This window comes from Acetobacteraceae bacterium (assembly GCA_004843345.1).
GTDB lineage: Bacteria > Pseudomonadota > Alphaproteobacteria > Acetobacterales > Acetobacteraceae.
Genome location: CP039460.1, coordinates 2,023,471 through 2,045,254 on the forward strand (window position 1 = coordinate 2,023,471; position 21,784 = coordinate 2,045,254).

At 39.5% G+C, this 21,784-nt stretch carries 16 protein-coding genes and 1 tRNA gene; 12 read left to right on the forward strand and 5 right to left on the reverse strand.

Annotation, left to right across the window (positions count from 1 at the left end):
* The first annotated feature begins 27 nt into the window (after positions 1–27).
* From shc to FAI40_09905, 7 genes are all read left to right on the forward strand, one after another.
* Positions 28–2,019, forward strand: coding sequence for a squalene--hopene cyclase (gene shc / locus FAI40_09875; protein QCE35606.1), 1,992 nt, complete (start codon positions 28–30; stop codon positions 2,017–2,019).
* Positions 2,020–2,024: 5 nt separating this feature from the next.
* Positions 2,025–2,657 carry a hypothetical protein gene (locus FAI40_09880; protein QCE35607.1) on the forward strand — a complete coding sequence of 211 codons (633 nt, stop codon included), beginning with the start codon at positions 2,025–2,027 and terminating at the stop codon, positions 2,655–2,657.
* Positions 2,658–2,813: 156 nt separating this feature from the next.
* On the forward strand, positions 2,814–3,596 hold the full coding sequence (gene rpsB / locus FAI40_09885) for a 30S ribosomal protein S2 (GenBank protein ID QCE35608.1): 783 nt from the start codon (positions 2,814–2,816) through the stop codon (positions 3,594–3,596).
* Between the two features lie 51 nt (positions 3,597–3,647).
* Positions 3,648–4,553 carry an elongation factor Ts gene (locus FAI40_09890; GenBank protein ID QCE35609.1) on the forward strand — a complete coding sequence of 302 codons (906 nt, stop codon included), beginning with the start codon at positions 3,648–3,650 and terminating at the stop codon, positions 4,551–4,553.
* Between the two features lie 107 nt (positions 4,554–4,660).
* Positions 4,661–5,401 carry a DNA repair protein RecO gene (recO, locus tag FAI40_09895; GenBank protein ID QCE35610.1) on the forward strand — a complete coding sequence of 247 codons (741 nt, stop codon included), beginning with the start codon at positions 4,661–4,663 and terminating at the stop codon, positions 5,399–5,401.
* A 68-nt stretch (positions 5,402–5,469) separates the two neighbouring features.
* The gene (gene parC / locus FAI40_09900) at positions 5,470–7,671 is read left to right on the forward strand and encodes a DNA topoisomerase IV subunit A (protein QCE35611.1); all 2,202 of its coding nucleotides are present in this window, start codon (positions 5,470–5,472) and stop codon (positions 7,669–7,671) included.
* 41 nt (positions 7,672–7,712) lie between these two features.
* Complete coding sequence (locus FAI40_09905; GenBank protein ID QCE35612.1) at positions 7,713–9,143, forward strand: cardiolipin synthase; 1,431 nt, start codon at positions 7,713–7,715, stop codon at positions 9,141–9,143.
* A 12-nt stretch (positions 9,144–9,155) separates the two neighbouring features.
* Here FAI40_09905 and FAI40_09910 read toward each other — a convergent pair whose 3' ends face one another.
* The gene (locus FAI40_09910) at positions 9,156–9,785 is read right to left on the reverse strand and encodes an endonuclease/exonuclease/phosphatase family protein (GenBank protein QCE35613.1); all 630 of its coding nucleotides are present in this window, start codon (positions 9,783–9,785) and stop codon (positions 9,156–9,158) included.
* A 12-nt stretch (positions 9,786–9,797) separates the two neighbouring features.
* Positions 9,798–11,297: an ATP-binding protein gene (locus FAI40_09915; GenBank protein QCE35614.1), complete on the reverse strand. Its 1,500-nt coding sequence runs from the start codon at positions 11,295–11,297 to the stop codon at positions 9,798–9,800.
* 120 nt (positions 11,298–11,417) lie between these two features.
* Here FAI40_09915 and kdsB point away from each other — a divergent pair, with 120 nt between their 5' ends.
* Genes kdsB through smpB form a run of 3 tightly spaced genes read left to right on the forward strand, consistent with a single transcriptional unit; the run spans position 11,418 to position 13,554 of the window.
* Positions 11,418–12,158 carry a 3-deoxy-manno-octulosonate cytidylyltransferase gene (gene kdsB, locus FAI40_09920; GenBank protein ID QCE35615.1) on the forward strand — a complete coding sequence of 247 codons (741 nt, stop codon included), beginning with the start codon at positions 11,418–11,420 and terminating at the stop codon, positions 12,156–12,158.
* 13 nt (positions 12,159–12,171) lie between these two features.
* A complete protein-coding gene (locus tag FAI40_09925; protein ID QCE35616.1) occupies positions 12,172–13,047 on the forward strand; it encodes a 4-hydroxy-tetrahydrodipicolinate synthase in 876 nt (291 codons plus the stop codon).
* A 9-nt stretch (positions 13,048–13,056) separates the two neighbouring features.
* Positions 13,057–13,554 (forward strand): SsrA-binding protein SmpB, encoded by a 498-nt coding sequence (gene smpB / locus FAI40_09930; protein ID QCE35617.1) that lies wholly within the window; start codon positions 13,057–13,059, stop codon positions 13,552–13,554.
* 48 nt (positions 13,555–13,602) lie between these two features.
* On the opposite strand, the gene FAI40_09935 is transcribed toward smpB, so the two are convergent.
* On the reverse strand, positions 13,603–14,289 hold the full coding sequence (locus tag FAI40_09935) for a cold shock domain-containing protein (protein ID QCE35618.1): 687 nt from the start codon (positions 14,287–14,289) through the stop codon (positions 13,603–13,605).
* A gap of 273 nt (positions 14,290–14,562) precedes the next feature.
* Positions 14,563–16,665: an ATP-dependent DNA helicase RecG gene (locus FAI40_09940; protein ID QCE35619.1), complete on the reverse strand. Its 2,103-nt coding sequence runs from the start codon at positions 16,663–16,665 to the stop codon at positions 14,563–14,565.
* An 85-nt stretch (positions 16,666–16,750) separates the two neighbouring features.
* Between FAI40_09940 and mfd the strand changes: the two genes are divergently transcribed.
* Positions 16,751–20,239, forward strand: a complete 3,489-nt coding sequence (gene mfd / locus FAI40_09945) for a transcription-repair coupling factor (protein QCE35819.1) — start codon at positions 16,751–16,753, stop codon at positions 20,237–20,239.
* 20 nt (positions 20,240–20,259) lie between these two features.
* Here mfd and FAI40_09950 read toward each other — a convergent pair whose 3' ends face one another.
* Positions 20,260–20,916, reverse strand: a complete 657-nt coding sequence (locus tag FAI40_09950; protein QCE35620.1) for an RlmE family RNA methyltransferase — start codon at positions 20,914–20,916, stop codon at positions 20,260–20,262.
* Positions 20,917–21,073: 157 nt separating this feature from the next.
* On the opposite strand from FAI40_09950, the gene FAI40_09955 reads away from it, so the two are divergent.
* Positions 21,074–21,147, forward strand: a tRNA-Gln gene (locus tag FAI40_09955).
* The last annotated feature ends 637 nt before the right edge of the window (positions 21,148–21,784 follow it).

The following is a 21,784-nucleotide window of genomic DNA, read 5'->3' on the forward strand; positions in this document are numbered from 1 at the left end:
ATTGTCTAAAAGGGTTTTAGTAAAAAAATGTCTATTCTAAGAGAAAAAGAAGCTCATAAGCTTGGAAATGCATCTTTAAAAATTAGCTCTTTTAGTGAGTTATTAAACGCCAAACTCCAAGCCGCACAAAAGGCGCTTTTTCAGCTCCAGAATGAAGATGGTCACTGGGTTTTCGAATTGGAAGCAGACGCTACCATTCCTGCAGAATATATCTTATTGGAGCACTATTTAGATAGAATTGATCCTCAGAAAGAAGAGAAGATTGGGGCTTATCTTCGCAGGATACAGGGAGAGCATGGCGGTTGGCCCTTATATTATGATGGTAACTTTGATTTATCTGCGAGTGTGAAGGCTTATTATGCCTTAAAAGCTCTTGGAGATTCTCCTGATTCTCCTCACATGAAAAAGGCTAGAGAGGCTATTCTTCAACATGGTGGTGCTGAAAGAACAAATGTTTTTACCAGAATTTTGTTAGCCTTATTTGGCCAGGTTCCGTGGGATGCTGTTCCTATTATGCCTGTAGAACTGATGCTTTTGCCTCGAAAATCATTAGTCTCCATCTGGAATGTATCTTATTGGTCTCGTACGGTAATTGCTCCATTGCTTGTCTTAGCAGCCTTAAGACCTTTGGCAGTCAACCCGAGGGGTGTTCATATTGAAGAGCTTTTTAGAACACGTCCCTCTAAAGTAAAAGATTGGATTCGTGGGCCGTATCGCTCTTATTGGGGATATTTTTTTAAGGGATTGGATGTTCTTTTACGAAAGGTTGAACCATTCTTTTCACCTCGTTTGCGTCGCAAAGCAATTGCTAAGGCAATTTCTTTTATTGAAGCGAGATTGAGTGAAGGTGGTCTTGGTGCAATATATCCTGCAATGGCTAATGTTGTGATGATGTATCGTGCGCTAGGTGTCAGTGATAAGCATCCTTTAGTGCAGGAAGCATGGCAAAGTATCCAAGATTTATTAATAGAGACAGACAAAGAGACTTATTGTCAGCCCTGTGTTTCTCCTGTTTGGGATACAGGATTAGCCAGTGTTGCATTGATTGAAGTGCTTGACGGGGATCAGGAAGATTTAAAAAAACAAACACGTCATCAGCTTGAGCTATCAGCAGATTGGTTGAGGAAGTATCAAATTCTTGATGTTAGAGGAGATTGGGCGATAAATGCCTCCGATGAAATAGAACCTGGCGGATGGGCTTTTCAATACGAAAATCCTTATTATCCAGATGTAGATGATACAGCAGTTGTCGGTATTTTTCTGCATCGTCTTGATCCAGTAAAAAATGCCTTTTCAATTGAACGGGCAAGAAAATGGATTATAGGCCTTCAATCAACAAATGGCGGTTGGGGCGCTTTTGATATAGATAATGATTTAGACATTCTTAATCAGGTTCCTTTTGCAGACCATGGGGCATTGTTAGATCCGCCAACCGCGGACGTTTCGGCGCGATGTGTGTCTTTTCTTGCCCAATTGGGGAATGCAGAAGATAGAGATTGTCTTCGGAAAGCGGTCAATTATCTCCGTGCAGAACAAGAAGAAGATGGTTCTTGGTTTGGGCGTTGGGGGACAAATTATATTTATGGAACATGGTCTGTTTTGTCAGCCTTTAATGCACTTAATATATCCTCTACGGACCCTGCTATAAAAAAAGCTGTTAATTGGTTAAAGCTCGTACAGCGTGAGGATGGCGGTTGGGGAGAAGATTGTGCAAGTTATGAAGGTGCTAAGCCAGGGACTTACAGGCGCAGTCTGCCAACGCAAACAGCTTGGGCTTTATTAGCCCTGATGGCTGCTGGAGAAATTAACTCTAAGGCGGTACAGCGTGGTATTGATTATTTAATCTTAGAACAGAATGAGAAGGGGGAGTGGGAAGAAGGTTTCCATAATGCGGTTGGTTTTCCAAAAGTATTTTATTTGCGTTATCATGGTTATAAACATTTTTTCCCACTCCTCGCTTTGTCACGTTTTAAAAATTTGAAAGAAAATGGCCGAACAAGAACATCTTGGGGTATGTAGAATTTATGATGGGGATTGTCACAGGATTAAAAGCAGAAGCGGATCTTGCTCGCCATTTTTTTCCAAATGCAATGATTGCTATGAGCAACTCAACGCACCAAGGTGCGATTCAAGCCGTTGATTATTTGAAGGAAAAAGGGGTTACGCAGCTTTTATCTTTTGGTTGTGCTGGTGCATTAGCTTCCGAATTAAAAGTTGGTGATATTTTGTTACCAACAACGATTATCGTTGACGGAGAGAATGTTGGCGTCTCCCTATCTTTTCCATCTGCAATCATTGAAAAAAAGAAACTTTCTAAAGAACCGCTACTCGCTGTTACTGGGATTATTTCTCGAAAGGAGATGAAAAAAAAACTTTTTGATGAAACGGGTGCTTTTTCGGTAGATATGGAGAGTGGTGCTGTCGCAACAAGTGGCTTGCCTTTTTTTGTTTTACGAGTTGTGTGTGATGAGTCTTCAGAAGATTTACCTCCAGTTGCTTTGCTTCCATTTGGTAAAGGTGGAAAAATTCCATGGCACTTAATTTTTTTGTCTTTGATTAAGCATCCTATTCAAATTCCTTCGTTGATTTTGCTTGCAAAAAATGGGTTTGTTGCACGCTCAGCTATGAAAAAATATTTAAAAAAGGTTGTCTCATAAGTTTTGACTGTAAGGTTCTCTTGTTTTTTTTAATAAAAACTTATAGAAGAAAATAATATTTTAATTTGCCTAAATACACATGCATAATATTTTTTTGGTGGTGTCATAATTATGGCGTTTGATGATTGTGCAGAGGCTTAACCAGAGGAAAATAGAATGGTAGATCGCGCATTTACAATGCGTCAGCTTTTAGAAGCTGGCGTTCATTTTGGACATCATACACGTCGTTGGAATCCAGCGATGGGAAAATACATTTTTGGTGTTCGTAATAATATTCATATTTTAGATCTTCAACAGACAGTTCCATTACTAAATCAAGCTTTGAAAGCTGCGCATGATGTGGCTGCTGCTGGTGGACGTGTCCTTTTCGTTGGCACAAAGCGTGCAGCTGCTCAGCCCATTGCAGATGCAGCTCAGAAATGTGGACAATATTATGTGAACCACCGTTGGTTGGGTGGAATGCTTACGAATTGGAAAACAATTACAGGTTCTATTCGTCGTTTAGGGGCTATTGAAGAAACCTTGGGTGAAAATGAAGTTGGCTTGACGAAGAAAGAGCTGCTGGAATTAACACGTAAGCGTGATAAGCTTGAGCGCTCTTTGGGTGGGATTAAGCAGATGGGAGGTTTGCCAAGTCTTCTGTTCGTTATTGACACAAATCGTGAAAAATTGGCTATCGAGGAAGCAAGAAAGCTTAATATTCCTGTTGCCGCAATTTTAGATAGCAATTCAGATCCTAGTGGTATTACATATCCTATTCCAGGCAATGACGATGCTATTCGCGCAATTAATTTTTATTGTGACTTAATGGCTGGTGCTGTTTTGGATGGTATTTCTGCAGAAATGGCTGCTTCTGGTGCTGACTTGGGAGCTGTTGAGAATATTTCTGAAGAAGTCCAAGAAACTGAAGAAGCTCCTAAAGAAGAGGTTAAAGCTTAACTTCAGGAATTAAGTGGTAATTAATTTGGTATCTTCAAGGGAGTTTTAAGGATGGCTGCTATTTCAGCTCAGTTAGTTAGAGATCTGCGTGATCGTACTGGCGCAGGTATGATGGATTGTAAAAAAGCTCTTTCAGAGAGTAATGGTAATATTGATGAGGCAATTGATTGGCTTCGTACAAAAGGTCTTTCTCAGGCAGCGAAAAAATCAGGCAGAGCTGCCGCAGAAGGTCTTGTTGCAATTGCAGCTGATGGCCATCGTGGTGCGATGGTTGAAGTCAATGCGGAAACAGATTTTGTTGCTCGCAATGAATCTTTTCAGACGTTTGTGGAGCAGGTTGCGCAGGCAGCATTGAAGGTTGGGGGTGACCTTGATGTATTACGTCAGGCGAAGCTTCAATCAGGCCGTACGGTTGCAGATGAATTGATACATCTTGTTGCTACAATCGGTGAGAATATGGTTCTTAGACGCGCCAAAGTTATTGAGGTTCAAAATGGTGCTGTTGCGAGTTATATTCATGGTGCCTTAAAGCCTGGTGTTGGAAGGATTGGTGTTCTTGTTGGACTGGAAGGTTCTTCTGAGGCTGACGTTATTGAAGACTTAGGACGTCGCGTTGGAATGCATGTTGCTGCTTCTCGTCCGATGGCACTTTCTACTGCAGATTTAGATCCAAAAGCTTTGGAGCATGAAAAGTCTGTATTAAGTGAACAAGCAAGGGAATCTGGAAAGCCAGAAGCCATTATCGAAAAAATGGTTGAGGGACGTATTCGTAAGTTTTACGAAGAGGTTGTTTTGCTTGAACAAGTTTGGGTGCATGATGGTGAAAGCAAAGTGAATAAAGTCTTGGCAAAAGAAAAAATTTCTTTGAAAGCTTTTGAGCGTTTTCAACTTGGTGAGGGTGTTGAAAAAGAAGAAGATGATTTTGCATCAGAAGTTGCTAAAGCTGCTGGCAAATAAGCTTCTTTAATAACTTTATAAGAAGTCGTAAAAAGTCCTTTGCTTTATTGGGTAAAGGGCTTTTTGCTATTTATTCTGAATGATGATCTCTTCTTGAGAGGAACTTAATGCTTGAGTGGCGTTCTTCAGCTCTAATTTTAAATGTGCAGCCATATACTGAAAAGGGAGCGCTTGTTAGTTTCTTTACGCAAGATTACGGCATTAAAAATGCTTTTGCTTATGGTGTCTTTTCAAAAAAAAATAGACCAATCTGGCAGAATGGAAATTTGGTTCAATTAAATTGGAAGGGAAAAGGGCAGGGAGACCTTGGCGTAGCTAAGGTGGAATTGTTGCATAATTATGCAACAATTAATTATGATAACTCCATTGTTTTGGCTATTATTGGTAGCATAGCATCTTTGCTCTCTTTGGCTTTGCCTGAAGAGGATCCTTGTTTCCCTTTATTTCTTGAAACTGTAAGCTTTCTTTCCATTCTGTCTGATTTTTCGGACCATCTTCTTTTGGAAAAATATATAAGATGGGAGCTTTCTTTGTTGTCCCATCTCGGTTTTGGTCTTTCGGTTTCTTCTTGTATTTTAACAGGAGAGACGAAGGAACTCTTGTACGTCTCACCTAAAACAGGATGTGCAGTTTCGTCTGCGGTAGAAGAAAAATGGAAAGATAAGCTTTTTCGTCTTCCAAAATTTATGGGGGGGGCTTGGGCGGAAAAAGATTATTTTTCTAACGAATGGGGATTACTTTTAACAGGACATTTTTTAGAAAAAATATTGTTAGAACTGCGGCAAAAACCACTTCCTTTTGAACGAAGATTTCTTTTGGAAATTTTTAAAAATTATAGAGATATGTAAAGATATAAAGTAAAGATATCTATAGATATTTTTAGAGTACTATGATGGATGCAGTATAGGAGAAGTTTGTGGGTAATTTGACGGTTGGGCAAATTGAAGATTGTACTCTCTCTAGGGCTTTGAGTGAGAGATATCTTGCATATGCCATGTCAACGATTATGTCACGTTCTCTTCCAGATGTGAGAGATGGTTTAAAACCAGTTCATCGTAGACTTTTGTATGCGATGTACGAGTTGAAACTTAATCCCGAAAATGGTTTTAAAAAATGTGCTCGTGTTGTTGGTGATGTTATTGGCAAATTCCATCCACATGGCGATGCCTCAGTATATGATGCATTGGTACGCTTAGCACAGACTTTTGCTGCGCGATATCCATTGGTTGAAGGTCAGGGAAACTTTGGATCTGTCGATGGCGATGGTGCTGCGGCAATGCGTTACACGGAAAGTAGGTTAACTTCAACAGCAATGCTAATGTTGGAAGGTTTAGGAAGCAATGCGGTTGATCTCCGTCCGACATACGATAATGAAGATCGTGAGCCTGTTGTCCTTCCGTCTCTGTTTCCAAATTTATTGGCAAATGGAATTGCTGGAATTGCCGTTGGAATGGCAACAAGGATACCGCCTCATAATGCTGCAGAATTATATAGAGCAGCACAAAAGCTTATTGAAAAACCAGAGATAACGATTCAAGGCTTGGTAAAATATATTCAAGGTCCTGATTTTCCAACAGGCGGCGTTTTGATCACCCCAAAAGAGGAAATGGTCGAGGCGTACGCTTTAGGTCAAGGAACATTCACTGTTCGAGCCAAATGGAATGTCGAAAAAAAGACGAAAAAGAATTGGAAAATAGTGGTAACTGAGTTGCCATATGCAGTTCAAAAGTCGGCATTGATACAAAAAATTGCGGATCTTATCCTCCAACGGAAAGTGTCTTTTTTGGAGGATATTCAGGATGAAAGCACGACAGATATTCGTATTATTTTAGAGCCAAAAAGTGCTGAACTTGATCCAGAGCAAGTTATGGAAAGGCTTTTTCAATTAACGGATTTGGAAAGTCGCTTTAATTTAAACATGAACGTTTTAGAAAATGGTAAACTTCCGCGTGTCATGTCTTTAAAAGAAGTTCTTCAAGCTTGGATAGATCATGTACACGAGGGATTAATACGTCGAAGCTCCTATCGTTTAGATGCAGTTAATCGTCGAATTGAAATTTTAGAAGGTTTTCTCAAGCTCTTTCTTAACTTAGATGAAGTCATTCGTATTATTCGGGAAGAAGACGAGCCTAAGAAGGTTATGATTCAGACTTTTAAGCTAACAGATCTACAGGCTGAATATATTTTAAATATGCGATTGCGATCTCTGCGACGCCTTGAAGAATTTCAAATTCGCGAAGAGCATGCTGTGCTTTTGGGAGAGAAGGGAGAGCTAGAAAAATTATTAGCGTCGGATCAGCTTCGACTGGAACATGTTAGCAAAGATTTCCTTGAACTAGAAAAGCGTTTTAAAAAACGCAAAGAAGATAAACGCTTGACGTTGATAGAGACGGCTCCTGAGGATCTAGATTTAAGCGGATTGGAAGAGATTGATAAAGAGCCGATTACTGTTTCATTTTCTGCAGAAGGTTGGGTAAGGGCCTTCAAAGGCCATGGCTTGGACACTTCTTCATGGAGTTTTAAAGGCGGGGATACAAACGCTTTTTCTATTGAAATTCAAAATACAGATAAGTTTTTTCTTTTTGACAGTTCTGGACGGGTGTTTACGATTGCGGCTTCTGATCTCCCAGGAGGAAAGGGCTTTGGTGTCCCTGTACGTACTTTGATTGATTTGCATGTTGATTCTTCGGTTATTGGAATTTTGCCTTTTTATACAGAAACGCAAGAGATTTTGTTCGTTAGTGATAATGCACGAGGTATGATTGTTGCAGCGGATGCCTTGGGGAGTGAGAAAAGGACAGGACGTCAAGTTTTTAATCCTGATAAGGGACATAGTCTTTCTTATATTTTCGAGATAACAGATGAAAATCATATTCTCTTTTTAAGTAAAGCCGGAAATATGCTTATTTTTCCATTGAATCAAATTCCAAAGATGCAACGGGGAAAGGGGGTCTCTTTACAAAAAACAAGAGGCGCTTTGATAAAGGCAATTAAACTTTTTAATCTTGAGAAGGGGTTAGTCTGGAAAGATAAAAAATCTCCAAAGATGGAGAAAAATTTAAAACTTTGGATTGCTAATAGGGGACAACAAGGACGCAGATCACCTGATTGGATATAAGTTTTGGATAAGAGGGACCTCTTGATTTGGATTATTAAAATATGAGCATTACGATACTTCAATCAGTGTGGTGGAGTCTTTTTTTCCTCACATTACTGCGTTTTTGCGCTGTTGTTGGTGTGACTGTTCATGTTTTATTAACGCGCTTGAATTCTTCTGCCGCTGTTGGATGGATTGGCATTTGTTGGTTTAGTCCACTTCTAGGTGCTTGTTTATATTGCTTGTTTGGTATTAACCGCGTTAGACGGCGTGCTATTCGTCTTATGTCAGGGGAACATGCTGAAAGGCATCCATTTCCAGAGTATTTTACGCATAAAGTTGAAGGTCGTTGGGAAGGCCTAGAAAATATGGGAGAAAAAATAACAGGGCGGCAACTCCTTAAAGGTAATTCCACAAGACTTTATTACGGAGGCAGTGAGACATATCCTCAAATGTTGCAGGGAATTGCTCGTGCAGAAAAATCTGTGTTGATGGCATCTTATATTTTTAGAGGTGATGAAGAAGGAGAATTGTTTGTCTCTGCTCTAGTAGCGGCTCATAAGGCTGGTGTGAAAGTACGTATTCTCATTGATGGGGTGGGGAGTGGTTATTTTAATTCTCGCATCAGAAAATCTTTGAAAAAACATGGTATTCCCTGTGAACGTTTTTTACATTCATTTCTTTTGTGGAAGACACCCTTTGTAAATTTAAGAAATCATAGGAAACTTCTTATCATTGATGGTAAAGAAGCCTTTGTCGGTGGAATAAATATTGGAAGTGAAAATTTAGAAAGCTTTTATTCAAAGAAAAAATGTGTTGCAGATACGCATTTCCACGTTCAAGGGCCTATAGCACGGCAATTGGTGGAGGTTTTTGAACGTGACTGGGCATTTACAACGAAGGAACACCTTAGAGGTCTTGATTTCTACCCAGAAATCGATTTTAAGGGAGATGTCCCTATGCGCGTTATAACTTCAGGGCCCGACACTGATCTGGAAAAGCTGGAATATATTTTACTGCAAGCTATTTCTTCTGCTCATAAAAAAATAATGATTATGACACCGTATTTTTTACCAGATAGTCGTTTAATTACAGCTTTAGGATTGGCTTCTCTTAGGGGAACTAAAGTAGATATTTTCTTTCCTGAAAAAAGTAATCATCGTTTTTTAGATTTTGCCAGAGATAGTGGGATTTTCCCTTTATTACAAGCAGGTTGTCGAGTATGGCGTGTCCCAGCTCCGTTCAATCATTCTAAATTGATGGTCGTTGATAGTTTATGGAATTGTATCGGAAGTGCAAATTGGGATTCACGATCTTTACGTTTAAATTTTGAAGTAAATTTAGAAATATACAGCGGTGAGTTAGCTGTTGACCTCGAAAATTATATGTATCATTTTGCAGTTCAGCCTTTCACCTTAGAGGATCTGAAAAAGCGTCCAATTCTCTTGCAACTTAGAGACTCTGCTTGTCGTCTTTTGTCACCTTATTTATAGCCACTAAATTAATTAATACGATGTTGGTATGAGATCTATCATGATAGGATGGTGGTCAGATCCTAGTTGTGGCAGTCTTCCAGCTTGGATGCAATTTAGACCTTTGACTAAGCAACGATCTAAGCGCAACGGAAAGTGGTTTAACATTCGATGAGTCGGAATTTGTGGGCCTACTTCCTTAAAGCCTTTGAGTAGAACGGGGCCAATTAAATTAAAATCACCAATAATCATACAAGGGCTTTCTATTTGAGGAGATATTACTCGTAATTGTCGGCGGTTTAAAAGCTGTCCATGTGAAAGATGAACATTTGCGATTGAAAATGGGCCAAAGTTAGTTTTGATTTTTAAAATAAGTGCTGTTCTTTCCACAATTATGCCAGAAGGTAGAATACATGAGACAGGAGGAGAAAGTGTTTCATATCTGCTCCAACATGCAAGGCCGTGTTCGCGTCCTGGCAGTGCCGTGCGTGTAAAAAACCCGCCTAGTTTTTTGTGAATTTCTTCGATGTTGATGCGAGCTTCTTGAAATGTGATAATATCAGGGTGTATTCGTTCAATAATGTTGTAAATATCTTCAACAGATGCTCCTTTCTTGTGTAGAAGATTCCAGCTAAGAACACGAATTTTTGGCAAAATAGTCATTTTCTTGGCTATTTAAAGGAGTCGATAATTAAGAGCTTCTGCGACATCTTCGATGGCGATACGTTCTGAATGATTTAAATCTGCGATTGTTCTAGAAACTCTAAGAAGTCTTGTTATCCCCCTTGCAGAAAGTCCCATTTTTGAAGCAGCTTTTTCAGTGAAGTGTTGAGCATTTTCATCGAGAAAAAGTTTTTCAAGAGGGGCGTATGCATTAACGCAACCTTGCCTTTGATATTGCCTTTCTCTTGCTTCTTGCACTCTAATACGTATATTTTCGGAAGATTCTCCAAAAGGTGTTTGTGTAATATCTTTTGGAGACAAAGGGCGCAATCCTACACGCATGTCTATGCGATCAAGTAAAGGTCCTGAAATTTTAGAAATATAGCTTTCTGCACAACGAGGTGCATTGGCGCATTCTTTTCCTGCCAGACCTAAATTGCCACAACGGCACGGATTCATAGCAGCAATAAATTGGAAACGTGCTGGAAAAGTAAGATGTCCTGTCGCTCTCGCAACCGTTATTTTCCCCTCTTCTAAAGGCTGCCTGAGAGATTCTAATGCTGAACGAGAAAATTCAGGGAGTTCATCTAAAAACAGAATACCGTTATGGGCTAGACTTATTTCTCCAGGAAGGATTTTGGCGCCTCCTCCAGTTAAAGCAACGCCTGAAGCTGTATGGTGAGGAGCTCGAAAAGGAGGTAATGAAACGAGATGTCCAGCTTCTAGCGTTCCAGCAATACTATGAACGCGACTAGCTTCTAAAATTTCTTCTTTTTTAAGAGGTGGTAGCAGGCTAGGAAGGCGAGCGGCAAGCATTGATTTTCCAGCACCTGGTGGACCAGACATTAACAGAGAATGCCTCCCTGCAGCGGCAATCTCGAGGACACGCCTTCCTAAAGGCTGCCCTCGAACATCTTTCATATCAAGATTGTTTTTATGTATTTGCGGTTTAGGATCGCCTATCGGTGGTAGAATTTGCCGCCCATGAAAGTGGTTTACTAGGCTAAGCAAGCTAGGAGCTGCAAGAACTTGCATTTCTGAATGTCCCCATCTCGCATCAGAGCCCTGTTGTTGAGGACAAATCAAAGAGAAGTCTTGAGCAGCTGCTTCCAGAGCAGCGCAAAGAATTCCACGAACATTCTTTATTTCACCAGTTAGAGATAGCTCACCAATCGCTGCAGTGTTGTGAATGAGATCAATAGGAATAACCCCCATAGCGGCTAAAAGAGCTAACGCAATGGGAAGATCTAGGTGAGCCCCCTCTTTAGGTAAATTACTAGGAGCTAAATTAACCAAAATTCTTTTTGTCGGAAGCGCTAAATTCATAGAATTTAGGGCGCCACGTACACGTTCTTTTGCTTCAGCAACAGCACGGTTAGCCATGCCAACAATGATAAAAGCAGGAAGGCCTTTTGTAAGTTGAACCTCTACTGTCACGGGGATCGCATCAATACCTTGAAAAGTAAAGCTGTGAATAAGTGCAATCGTAGAGGATGTGGATGAAGTTTCCATGATATTAAAGGGCATACTTACTTTTTAGTTATTACACAAAGGGAAAATGATTATATTTTTTAAATTATTTGATAATAATGTGTTATCTTGAAAATTTTAATAAAGCAGGAGGCATGAGCAATGCTGCCCGTTGTCTGTATTCCAGCAAGAATGAACTCTTCACGGCTTCCCAAAAAAATGCTCGCAGACATTGGTGGAAAACCTATGATAGTTCACCTTGTAGAAAATATAGCAAAAGATTCCGTTTATCCTATTTTTGTTGCAACGGATCATCTTGATATCTTAGCAGTTCTTTCGGGAATTCAAAATATTTCTACTGTGATGACAAAAGATACATATGAAAGTGGATCGGACAGAATTTGTGCTCTTCTCCAAGAGGTTGACCCACAGAAAAAATTTGACGTAATCATAAATCTGCAAGGTGATATGCCGTTTGTTTCTTCTTCTTTGATTTTAGAGGTTTTAAAATCTTTAGAAGAGAAGGATACGGATTTAGGAACTTTAGTCGCTCCTTTATCAGTGGATTTTGTTCATGAAAAATCGAGGGTAAAGGTTGCTTGTGGATTTAGAGACAATCAAAAAAATACAAGAGCGCTTTATTTTTCAAGAAATGTTATTCCACATGGTCAGGAATTTTGGGAACACATTGGAATCTATGCTTGGAGAAGAAATTCTTTAGAGCGTTTCGTAAAGGAACAGCCAACAGTTTTAGAAAAACAGGAGCGCTTAGAGCAACTTCGAGCTTTGGAATCCGGAATGAAGGTTGTTTGCAGAAGAATTAAAGAGGCTCCGATAGCCGTGGATGTTGCACAGGATTTAGAAAGAGCGCGTTTAATTTTTGCTCAAAAAAAAGATACATAATAAAGGAAAAGTTATGAAAGATTTTCGAGGTTATATAACGGCATTAGTGACACCATTTTTAGAAAATGGAAAGCTGGATATAAAGTCTTTTCAAAAATTGGTTCAATTACAGAAAAATGCAGGAATTCATGGCCTCTTAATCGCAGGGACAACAGGAGAAAGTCCATCTTTATCATTGGAAGAGCGTCAGATTTTAATAAAAGAGACACTTTCTATTACCCAAAGCAAAATCCCATTACTGGTGGGAATTGGATCCAACAATACAGATTATGCGATTTCCTTGGCAAAACATGCTGAGCAAAATGGTGCGGATGGCTTACTGGCTGTAACGCCTTATTACAATCGTCCAAGTCAGAAAGGATTATATGCTCATTTTATTCAAGTTGCAGATGCAACTTCACTCCCTGTCTGGTTATATGATGTTCCAGAAAGAACAGGAGTAAGATTGTCGATTGAAACGATTGAGCGACTATCTAAACATCCTAATATTGTTGGGATTAAGGATGCAACGGGCGATTTGGAGCAACCAATAGCGATAGCTAATTTGATAAAGGGATTTTCTCAGTTAGGTGGAGAGGATGCCTTAGCGCTTCCATATTTTATGGCGGGTGGTGATGGCTGTATCAGTGTTTCTGCAAATGTTGCTCCTAGACTATGTGTTAGCATGTATGAAGCATGGCAGAATAGAGACATTGAGGAGGCTCAACAACTACAAAGGACACTTTTCCCCCTTCATAAAGCCATGTTTATGGAAAGTAGTCCCTCTCCTGTAAAGTCGGCCTTAGCTGATTTAGGAGTAATAAAAGAGTATTTGCGCCTTCCTTTAGTTGCTGTAGAAGCCTCTTCTAAGAAAGTTATACGTAATATTTTAAAAGACTTAGAGCTGTAGGAGTTTTTTATGGGTAAAAAACAGATAAAAAAGAATTCTTTGATTACAACAGGTATCGCAGCTCAAAATCGTAAGGCTCGCCATGATTACGATATTGGTGAAAAATTTGAGGCAGGTTTAGTCTTAAAGGGACCCGAAGTTAAGAGTTTACGTTTAGGACGGGCAACCATTGCAGATGCTTATGCAATGGAAAGGGAGGGGGAACTGTGGCTATTAAATTCGTATATTCCTCCTTATCAGGGAGGAGTATTGTCTTATTTTGACTCGAAAGCTCCTCGAAAGCTTTTATTGCATAAAAAGCAACTTAGGCAGTTATTTGGCGAAATAAGTAAGGCGGGTGCTTCTCTTATTCCTTTAGATTTTCATTTTAATGAGAAGGGTAGAGCAAAAGTCACTTTAGGTGTCGCAAAAGGCCGTAAGAAAGTAGATAAACGTCATGCGTTAGCTGAAAGAGATTGGAAAAGAGATAAGGCTAGATTATTGAGAAACTCTGCTAAAGAGTTTTAAAAAAGGAGGCATTATGCCTCCTTTTTTAATCGTTATTTATAGCTAGAATTAATTAGCTTCAACGGTGACAGCTTCGGGACCTTTTCCTCCTTGGATAACTTTCATCGTCACAATTTGCCCTTCGTGAAGTTCTTGTAATCCAGTCTTTCCAAGTGCTGAAACGTGTACGAAGACATCTTTTCCACCATCTTCAGGAGCAATGAAACCAAATCCTTTTGTGGAATTATACCATTTAACTTCCCCACGTTTGCTTTCAGCTGTAGAGAGGTCTGGGGTGAAACGAGGAGCACGAGGTGCAGCGTTACCATTTCCCATAGGGCGGGTGGATTTCATACCAGATGCTTCAGCCGTCGCAGTGCTGGCATCTAAAGAAGTGATTTGTGAAATTTGGCGTCCTTTTGGGCCTTGGCCAATTCTAACGCGTAGAGTAGTTCCAGGTTCAGGAGCTTGGTGACCTGCTTCATTTAAAGTATTGATGTGTAAGAAAGCATCTCCGCTTCCATCGTCAAGCCCAACAAAGCCAAAGCCACGTTCACCGTTAAACCATTTTACAGTACCATTAATCTCAGGACCTGATGGTGCAGCACTGCTGCGGGGAGAAGGGGAAAAGCCTCCAGAGCTACGGCCACCGAAGTTGCCTGAGTTATCGTAAAAATGTCCAGCATCAGAAAAATCTGGATCGAATCCTCCACGGCGAGGAGAAAAATTATTACGGTCGTTTCTGTTATTATTCAACGCACTAGTTCCACAATATTCGGACTTTAATTTCTAAGGTCATCAATTTACTAACTTGAAAATCTTTGACCATTTGGCCGGAAGATTAAAGAAATATAAAAATTCTATCTAGCCGACACCTTATAAGGGCATAAAGAGTGAAGCACAACTATTCTGTCTCTGCAATGAGATTACGTCGGTGAAGAATAGATTGGCTTGTATTTGCACAAAGAGTGTCTTAAAAGGCTCACATTGTTTAAAGACAAGATTAAAAAATACAATTTATTTAAAACGTCAACCAGAAATGAGAATAGTTTCAGGGGCAGTTTTTTCAAATAAATACATAAGTCCTCTAATAGCATCACCTCTTAAAGATATAAGTTTTGGGTCTTTTTGGAGAACCAGAGCGGCCTCTTGTGAAGATTGTGTAATGAGAAGGTCTGAGGGAGAATTTTGGCAGAGGCGAAAAATTGGGATTCCAGATTGTCGGGTTCCTGTAATTTCACCTCCACCGCGTTGTTTATAATCTTCTTCTGCAATTTTAAAACCATCAAGACTGCTACGTAATAATGAAAGTCGCTGGAGTCCATTACTTCCCTCTGTTTCTTGGTAAAGCAAGAGACAGTAAGAGTCTTCTTTGCCTCGTCCAATTCTTCCGCGAAGTTGGTGCAGCTGTGAAAGTCCAAAACGTTGAGCATCCTCGATAACCATAATAGAAGCTTCAGGGATGTCTACGCCGACTTCTATCAGCGTTGTTGAAACTAAAACTTTAATCTTTCCATTTCTAAACGCTGTTAAAGATTTTTCTTGCTCTTCTTTTGACTGTTGTCCATGGACGATGCCAACTGTTTCTATTCCTAAAAAAGATTTAAGATCTTCATAACGCTCTTCTGCTGCTGAGATATGCTTGCTCTCTTTTACAGCAGGACATACCCAGTAAATTCGTTTATCTGCATCTAAAGCACGTTTTAGGGAATGTTTAATTTCAGTGAGGCTATGATCGGTATGATGAAGGGTTGTTTTTATGATCCCTCTCCCCGAAGGTTTGGTAAAAAGGCGACTGACGCCCATCTGTCCCCAGCGTGTTAGCTGTACACTGCGGGGAATGGGGGTTGCACTCATTAAAAGAAGGTTGGAACCTGGGCTTTTGTTACTAAAGGATATTCTCTGATCGACACCAAAACGATGCTGTTCATCTATTACGGCTAATCCGAGATCTTGAAACAGAACTTCTTTTTGAAAAAGGGCATGCGTTCCAACAATGAAACGTGCTTTCCCACTTTTGATATCAGCAAGAGCTTCTTTTCGATTTTCTGAAGTTAGTTTTCCCGTGATGAGTGTTGGTTTAATAGGAGATATTTTTAGGGCAGATTGAAAATGTTGTTGGGCTAAAATTTCAGTTGGCGCCATAATTGCAGCCTGTTTTCCTGCCTCTATTGCCGTGAGCATTGCAGAAAAAGCAACGAAGGTTTTTCCGCTCCCGACATCTCCTTGGAGCAAGTGTTGCATGGGGTAAGGAGCTGCCAATTCTTTATTAATTTCAGAAATAGCAGTTGTTTGATCTGCGGTAGGGGTATGTTTAAAATTTTTTAATAATTTTTGTTGAAGCAATCCGTTGCCACGAAGAGATTTTCCTTTTCTGCGATAAGCATAGAATTGTGCCAAAAAAACGCACATTTGATGCGCAAAAATTTCATCGGCTTCGAGGCGTTCTCTTGCTCGTTGAAAGGCAGTCTCCCTTTCTTTGTTATGCAGGTGTTCGACTGGAATATGCAGCGTACGGAGCGCTTCGTAAAAAGTGGGATAGCCTTTTTTTTTAATGAGAGATTTATCGTGCCATTCTGGAATTTCTTTTGCGAAATTAAGAGCTTCTTTTAAAGCTTTAGAAATGCTTTTGCTTGTTAGGTTGGATGTAGAGGCCCAAGTTGCTTCAACCCATGGAAAATGCAATTTGTTGGAGGCAAGTACAAGATGGTCTAAGGGGGAGATTGTAACTGTATTTTTGAAAAAATGAACTTTTCCAGAAAGTATAACTTCATTTCCACTTTGCAACAGGGAATAATAGTATTTCCCAAAAACAGAAATATTTATTTTTCCAGTATTATCTAGAAAATTGAAACGTGTTGGAGAACGTGACCTTCCATAGGGACGTCTTACAGACAAGATCTTACCTTCTAATGTGACGAGAGTCCCTTCAGCCAAGGATGAGAGGTCTCTAATTTTGAAGAGCTGATCTCTTTGTGTAATTTTTGTAGGGAGAGAAAGGAGAAGATCTATAATTTTTTCTCCGCCTGCGGCTTTTTCGAGAAGTTTTGCCTCTTTAGGTGTAATTGTTTTTAAAGTTTCTATTTTATTTAAGAGAGGAAAAAAGCTCTTTGGAGGTTGTGCAATAGGCATTGTTCTTCTCTTTATTTTTTGGAATACATGATAATGATGTCACAAAAAAATATTTAAGGCAGAATTTTTTAGAAGTCTAATGGCTATGCAGAAGAATACCGATTTACCCTTTTTTTCAAAAAATACATTTCCTGCAAAGATTATCGCAGGAGCTCCAGATGGCTCTATTCCTTTTTTATTACTTAATCGCTTACGAGATGTTGGTGAATCTCAAACATTGCTCCACGTTTCTTCGAGAGAAGAAGATCAATATCTTTTAAAAGATATTTTGAATTGGCTAGACTCAGAAGTAGAGATTGTTGTCTTTCCAGCTTGGGACTGTCTTCCATATGATAGGGTTTCTCCGTCAGCAGAAATTTCTGCCCAGCGTGTTTCGTCACTTTTAAAAATGCTTTCTTCGGTGCCTAAAAAAGGTAGAATTGTTTTGACAACAATTCCTGCTTTTTTGCAGCGTGTACCATCTCGTGCTTTTTTACAAAAAAATGCGGGAACAATAAAAGTTCATGATAAAATTGATCCTCAAGAGTTGATCTTAAAGCTAGAGAAATCTGGTTATCATCGAGTTGATACAGTACGTGAGAGGGGGGAGTATGCTGTTAGAGGGGGGATATTAGATCTTTTTGGAGCTGAAACAGAAGAACCACAACGGATTGATTTTTTTGATGATCTTGTTGAAGAAATTCGATTTTTTGATCCTATAACGCAAATTTCTAAGGCGCATTCAGAAACCTTGCATTTTGGTGCTGCTTCAGAATTGTTTATGGATAGCGCTTCATTAAGTCGCTTTCGGAATGGATGGGTGGATCAGTTTGGATCTGAAGCCATGGAAGATTCTCTTTTTCAAAATGTTATGGAAAAAAGAAGTGCTGTTAGAATCGAGCATTATCTTCCATTATTTCTTGAAGATCATACGTATCAGATGGAAACAATTTGTGATTTTCTTCCAAACGCTTTTATAAGTTTTGATAGAGAAGCTATTGGAAGCTTTTCAGCACGTTTGGAAATGATTTCGGACCATTTTAAAGAACGTTTATCCTCCGCTACTGGGGATGTGACAATTTATAGAGCATTACCACCGCACAGGCTTTACTTGGGAAAAGATGCGCTGAATAGTATTGCGGAAAGAAAAAAGCCTGTCATTTTTAATCCTTTTGCGCCAACAAATGAAACGCAGTTAGATGCTGGGTATAGGGGAATAGCGCCTTTTGTAAAAAAAGAAAAGGAAGGTAGAGAACAGCTTTTTCAACGATTTAAAGAATTTTTTGCAGAATGGTCTGTGAAAGGAAAAAAAGTTTATCTTTTACTTTCTAGTAAGGGAGTAAGAGAGCGTTTAACTAGATTATTCGTCGAAATTGATATTCCAGTGGTTCAGCTTGAAAATTGGGAAGAGAGGAAGAAAAATTCTTGTAAGATTTTGACATTAATTTCTTTAGAAATGCAAAATGGCTTTCAAGGTAAATCAGAGGTTTTTGTAACAGAAGAAGACCTTCTTGGAGAAAAGTTAACCCGTTCACGAAGAAAAAAGCGCAAAAATGCTTCATTTATTACGCAGATTGGAGAGATTGAGGCGGATGATCTCGTTGTCCATGAAGAGTATGGGGTTGGAAGATATGTAGGGCTTGAGACTGTACGGGAAGGTAGATTAGCGCATGATTATCTCGTCATTCGTTATGAAGAGGATCAGCGCCTTTTGCTTCCAGTTGAAAATATTGACCTGTTAAGCCGCTTTGGAACGGATACGGGGAATATTCTTTTAGATCGATTAGGAGGAGCGTCTTGGCAAGCAAGAAAGGCTAAGATGAAATCCCGTTTGCGTGAAATGGCAGGTGAACTCATTAAAACTGCTGCAGAACGTGCTATGAAAAAAGCGCCTATTTTGGAGCCAGCGGAAGCGTTGTGGGATGAATTCTGTGGGCGTTTTCCTTTCGTAGAAACAGAGGATCAGTCCAGAGCTGTATTAGATGTGTTAAATGATTTGGAGCGTGGTGTTCCTATGGATCGCCTTATCTGTGGAGATGTCGGGTTTGGCAAAACTGAAATTGCTTTAAGAGCTGCTTTTGTTGTTGCTCTTTCTGGTTATCAGGTAGCTGTCGTTGTCCCAACAACGCTTCTTGCCAGACAACATTATAGAGGATTTTTAGAGCGTTTTGAAGGGCTTCCCGTGCGGATATCCCAATTGTCCCGTTTGACATCTTCCAAAGAATCTAGGGAGATTAAAAAAGGATTAGCGGATGGAACTGTGGATATTGTTATTGGAACGCATTCATTATTGGCAAATAGTCTTTCTTTTAATCGTTTAGGACTAGTCATCATTGATGAAGAACAGCATTTTGGTGTGGCACATAAAGAAAAATTAAAAGCTTTATCTAGCAATGTTCATGTGCTGACGTTATCAGCGACGCCTTTGCCACGAACTCTTCAGCTTTCATTATCTGGAGCACGTGAAATGAGCCTTATAGCGACACCACCAATAGATCGTTTGGCTGTCAGAACTTTTATTGCACCTTATGATCGGTTGATGATTAGAGAAGCACTTCAGAGAGAACGCATGAGAGGAGGGCAGGTCTTTTGTGTTGTGCCACGGCTTCGAGATATGGAAAAAATGGAGGAGAGACTTAAAGCCGCCTTACCAGAAGTAAAAATTGCACGGGCACATGGACAATTAGCTCCAAGCGTCCTTGAAGAGATTATGCAGGATTTTTCAGAAGGGAAATATGATATTCTTCTTTCAACTAATATCGTTGAAAGCGGTCTAGATATGCCTCGTGTTAATACAATTATTATTCATCATGCAGATAGATTTGGATTGGGACAGCTTTATCAATTAAGAGGTCGAGTTGGAAGAGGAAAAAATAGAGGTTATGCCTATTTAACATGGCCACATGAGCAAAGTTTATCCAAATCCTCAATGCGCCGTTTAGAAATTATGGAGACACTTGATTCTTTAGGAGCCGGCTTTACTTTGGCATCTCATGATTTAGATATGAGAGGAGCAGGGAATCTTTTAGGAGAAGAGCAGTCAGGTCATATTAGAGAAGTTGGAATAGAACTTTATCAGCAGATGTTATCGGAGGCTGTAACAGACTTACGCCAACGTCATCGTGAGAATGAGGATGTCGTTGAAAAATGGACGCCTCAGATTATGCTTGGATTGCCAGTTTTACTTCCAGAAAAATACGTTCCAGATCTTTCCTCACGATTAAATCTTTATCGGCGGATTGCCGTTTTAGCTAACGAGGAAGAGGCAGAGTCAATACGAATTGAATTAGGCGATCGTTTTGGGCCTTTACCAATCGAAGCCGAAAATCTTTTAGAAGTTGTGGCTCTAAAAAGATTATGTCGGCAAGTCGGGGTAGAACGTCTAGATGCAGGTCCGAAGGGTGTGGTTTTACAATTTTTTCAGAATAAATTTTCTCATCCTGAAAAGCTTTTAAATTGGGTACAAAAAAAAGAGAAAGCGGGAGTAAAAATCCGCCCAGATCATAAGCTGGCTGTTGTGGGTGAGCTTACAAATGCAAAACGTATTCCTCGGTCTCGAAAAGTTTTAGAAATTTTACTTAAGCTCTCCTCGTAATTTAAAGGGAGAGGTGAGGATCACTGCTTTTTTTTGTAGCCTAATGCTAAAACATACATCTCTCTAGAATCTTTTCTGGAAGCTGGGGGCTTAACATGTTTAACAATTTTGAAGTTTTTTTTGAGTTGATTAAGAAGCTCAATTTCTGATCCTCCCTGAAGAACTTTTGCAACGAAATTTCCACCAGGATTTAAAATTTCTTCTGCAAAGCAAAGCGCTAACTCTGCTAGCGCCATAATACGAATATGATCTGTTTTTGCATGGCCTGTTGTATTTGGAGCCATGTCAGAAATAACAGCATCAGCGCCACCGTTAAGAAGTCTTCGGAGTTTTTCGGGCATTTCAGGATCGGTAAAATCTCCTTGGATAATTTCAGCACCTTGCAGTTTTTCGACTGGTAAGAGGTCGATTCCAATCACTTTTCCAGCTTTTTCTTTAACGGCAACCTGTGACCAGCCTCCAGGGGCAGCACCTAGATCTATAATATTTCCCCCAACAGGAATTATTTTATTTTTTTTGTTCATTTCTAGAAGTTTAAAAGCAGCCCTAGATCTCCAGCCTTCTTGATGGGCGGCACTTACATACGGATCGTTTAGCTGTCGGTTTAGCCATCTTTGTTGTGAATTCGTACGTCCGTGAGCTTTTTTTAATTTAACAGTAGGGGCACGGGTCACAATACAAAAACTCCAAGTTTAATTTTTATTAATTATCTACATAATAAGGTTTTCTAAATGAAAAATACAGTCAGAGCTCTTTTGAAGAAAAGTTATATTTTCTCTTGATATAAAGGATTTATAGCTTTATAAGCTAAGACAATAAATTGCTTCGATCGCTTGGGAGATAGTTTAGCGGTAGAACTTCCGGCTCTGACCCGGACAGCCCTGGTTCGAATCCAGGTCTCCCAGCCAACAATTTAATTTTCATTTGAAATTCTGAGTTTATCAATATCTATTTATGATTGATAAATATTGTTGTTTTAGTGATATTCTCATAAAATAATAGTACTTCAATCTAGAATTTTATAGATATAGATGGAATGCTTATTGGAAATTAAGGGGTATAATCTTCAGAAAAGATTATGGAGTCGGACGGCGACCTGTTGAGTAGATATTTTCCGCAGAAAAAAGCCATTATTTAAAATAGTTTTTCTTTCGATACCCCCATAAATACCCCCAAATTTATTCTTTTTTGTTCCGTTTTATTCCCGCAAGGAATGGTGGGTAGGGTGATAACGAGCTAAGTATGTTTTGAGTGCTAAAATCTAATAAAAATATTGTTGATAAAATTAAGATACTCTTTTTCTGACAGAATCAGAAGTTTCTTTTGACTCTATCACAATAAAGGTTCCTACTCATTCTGCACCGATTGGTGCAGCGGATCGTTTAAACGTGCGTTTGTATGGACGCAGATCAATTGTTACTTCAACTTGATCTTTCGTATTTTTAAGAGAAACTAATTTCTAAAATTTTGCTTTTCTCTGGGGGGATTCAATGTTTGAAAATAATTTTATTAAACTAGCGGTTGTTAGTTTTCTTCTATTCCTTG

Bases quoted from the DNA above. Each gene is read 5' to 3' on its own strand.
- FAI40_09915 (QCE35614.1), bottom strand. From the start codon at position 11,297: ATGGAAACTTCATCCACATCCTCTACGATTGCACTTATTCACAGCTTT.
- FAI40_09880 (QCE35607.1), top strand. From the start codon at position 2,025: ATGATGGGGATTGTCACAGGATTAAAAGCAGAAGCGGATCTTGCTCGC.
- FAI40_09905 (QCE35612.1), top strand. From the start codon at position 7,713: ATGAGCATTACGATACTTCAATCAGTGTGGTGGAGTCTTTTTTTCCTC.
- FAI40_09890 (QCE35609.1), top strand. From the start codon at position 3,648: ATGGCTGCTATTTCAGCTCAGTTAGTTAGAGATCTGCGTGATCGTACT.
- shc (QCE35606.1), top strand. From the start codon at position 28: ATGTCTATTCTAAGAGAAAAAGAAGCTCATAAGCTTGGAAATGCATCT.
- smpB (QCE35617.1), top strand. From the start codon at position 13,057: ATGGGTAAAAAACAGATAAAAAAGAATTCTTTGATTACAACAGGTATC.
- kdsB (QCE35615.1), top strand. From the start codon at position 11,418: ATGCTGCCCGTTGTCTGTATTCCAGCAAGAATGAACTCTTCACGGCTT.
- recO (QCE35610.1), top strand. From the start codon at position 4,661: ATGCTTGAGTGGCGTTCTTCAGCTCTAATTTTAAATGTGCAGCCATAT.
- FAI40_09925 (QCE35616.1), top strand. From the start codon at position 12,172: ATGAAAGATTTTCGAGGTTATATAACGGCATTAGTGACACCATTTTTA.
- FAI40_09910 (QCE35613.1), bottom strand. From the start codon at position 9,785: ATGACTATTTTGCCAAAAATTCGTGTTCTTAGCTGGAATCTTCTACAC.
- rpsB (QCE35608.1), top strand. From the start codon at position 2,814: ATGGTAGATCGCGCATTTACAATGCGTCAGCTTTTAGAAGCTGGCGTT.
- FAI40_09940 (QCE35619.1), bottom strand. From the start codon at position 16,665: ATGCCTATTGCACAACCTCCAAAGAGCTTTTTTCCTCTCTTAAATAAA.
- mfd (QCE35819.1), top strand. From the start codon at position 16,751: ATGCAGAAGAATACCGATTTACCCTTTTTTTCAAAAAATACATTTCCT.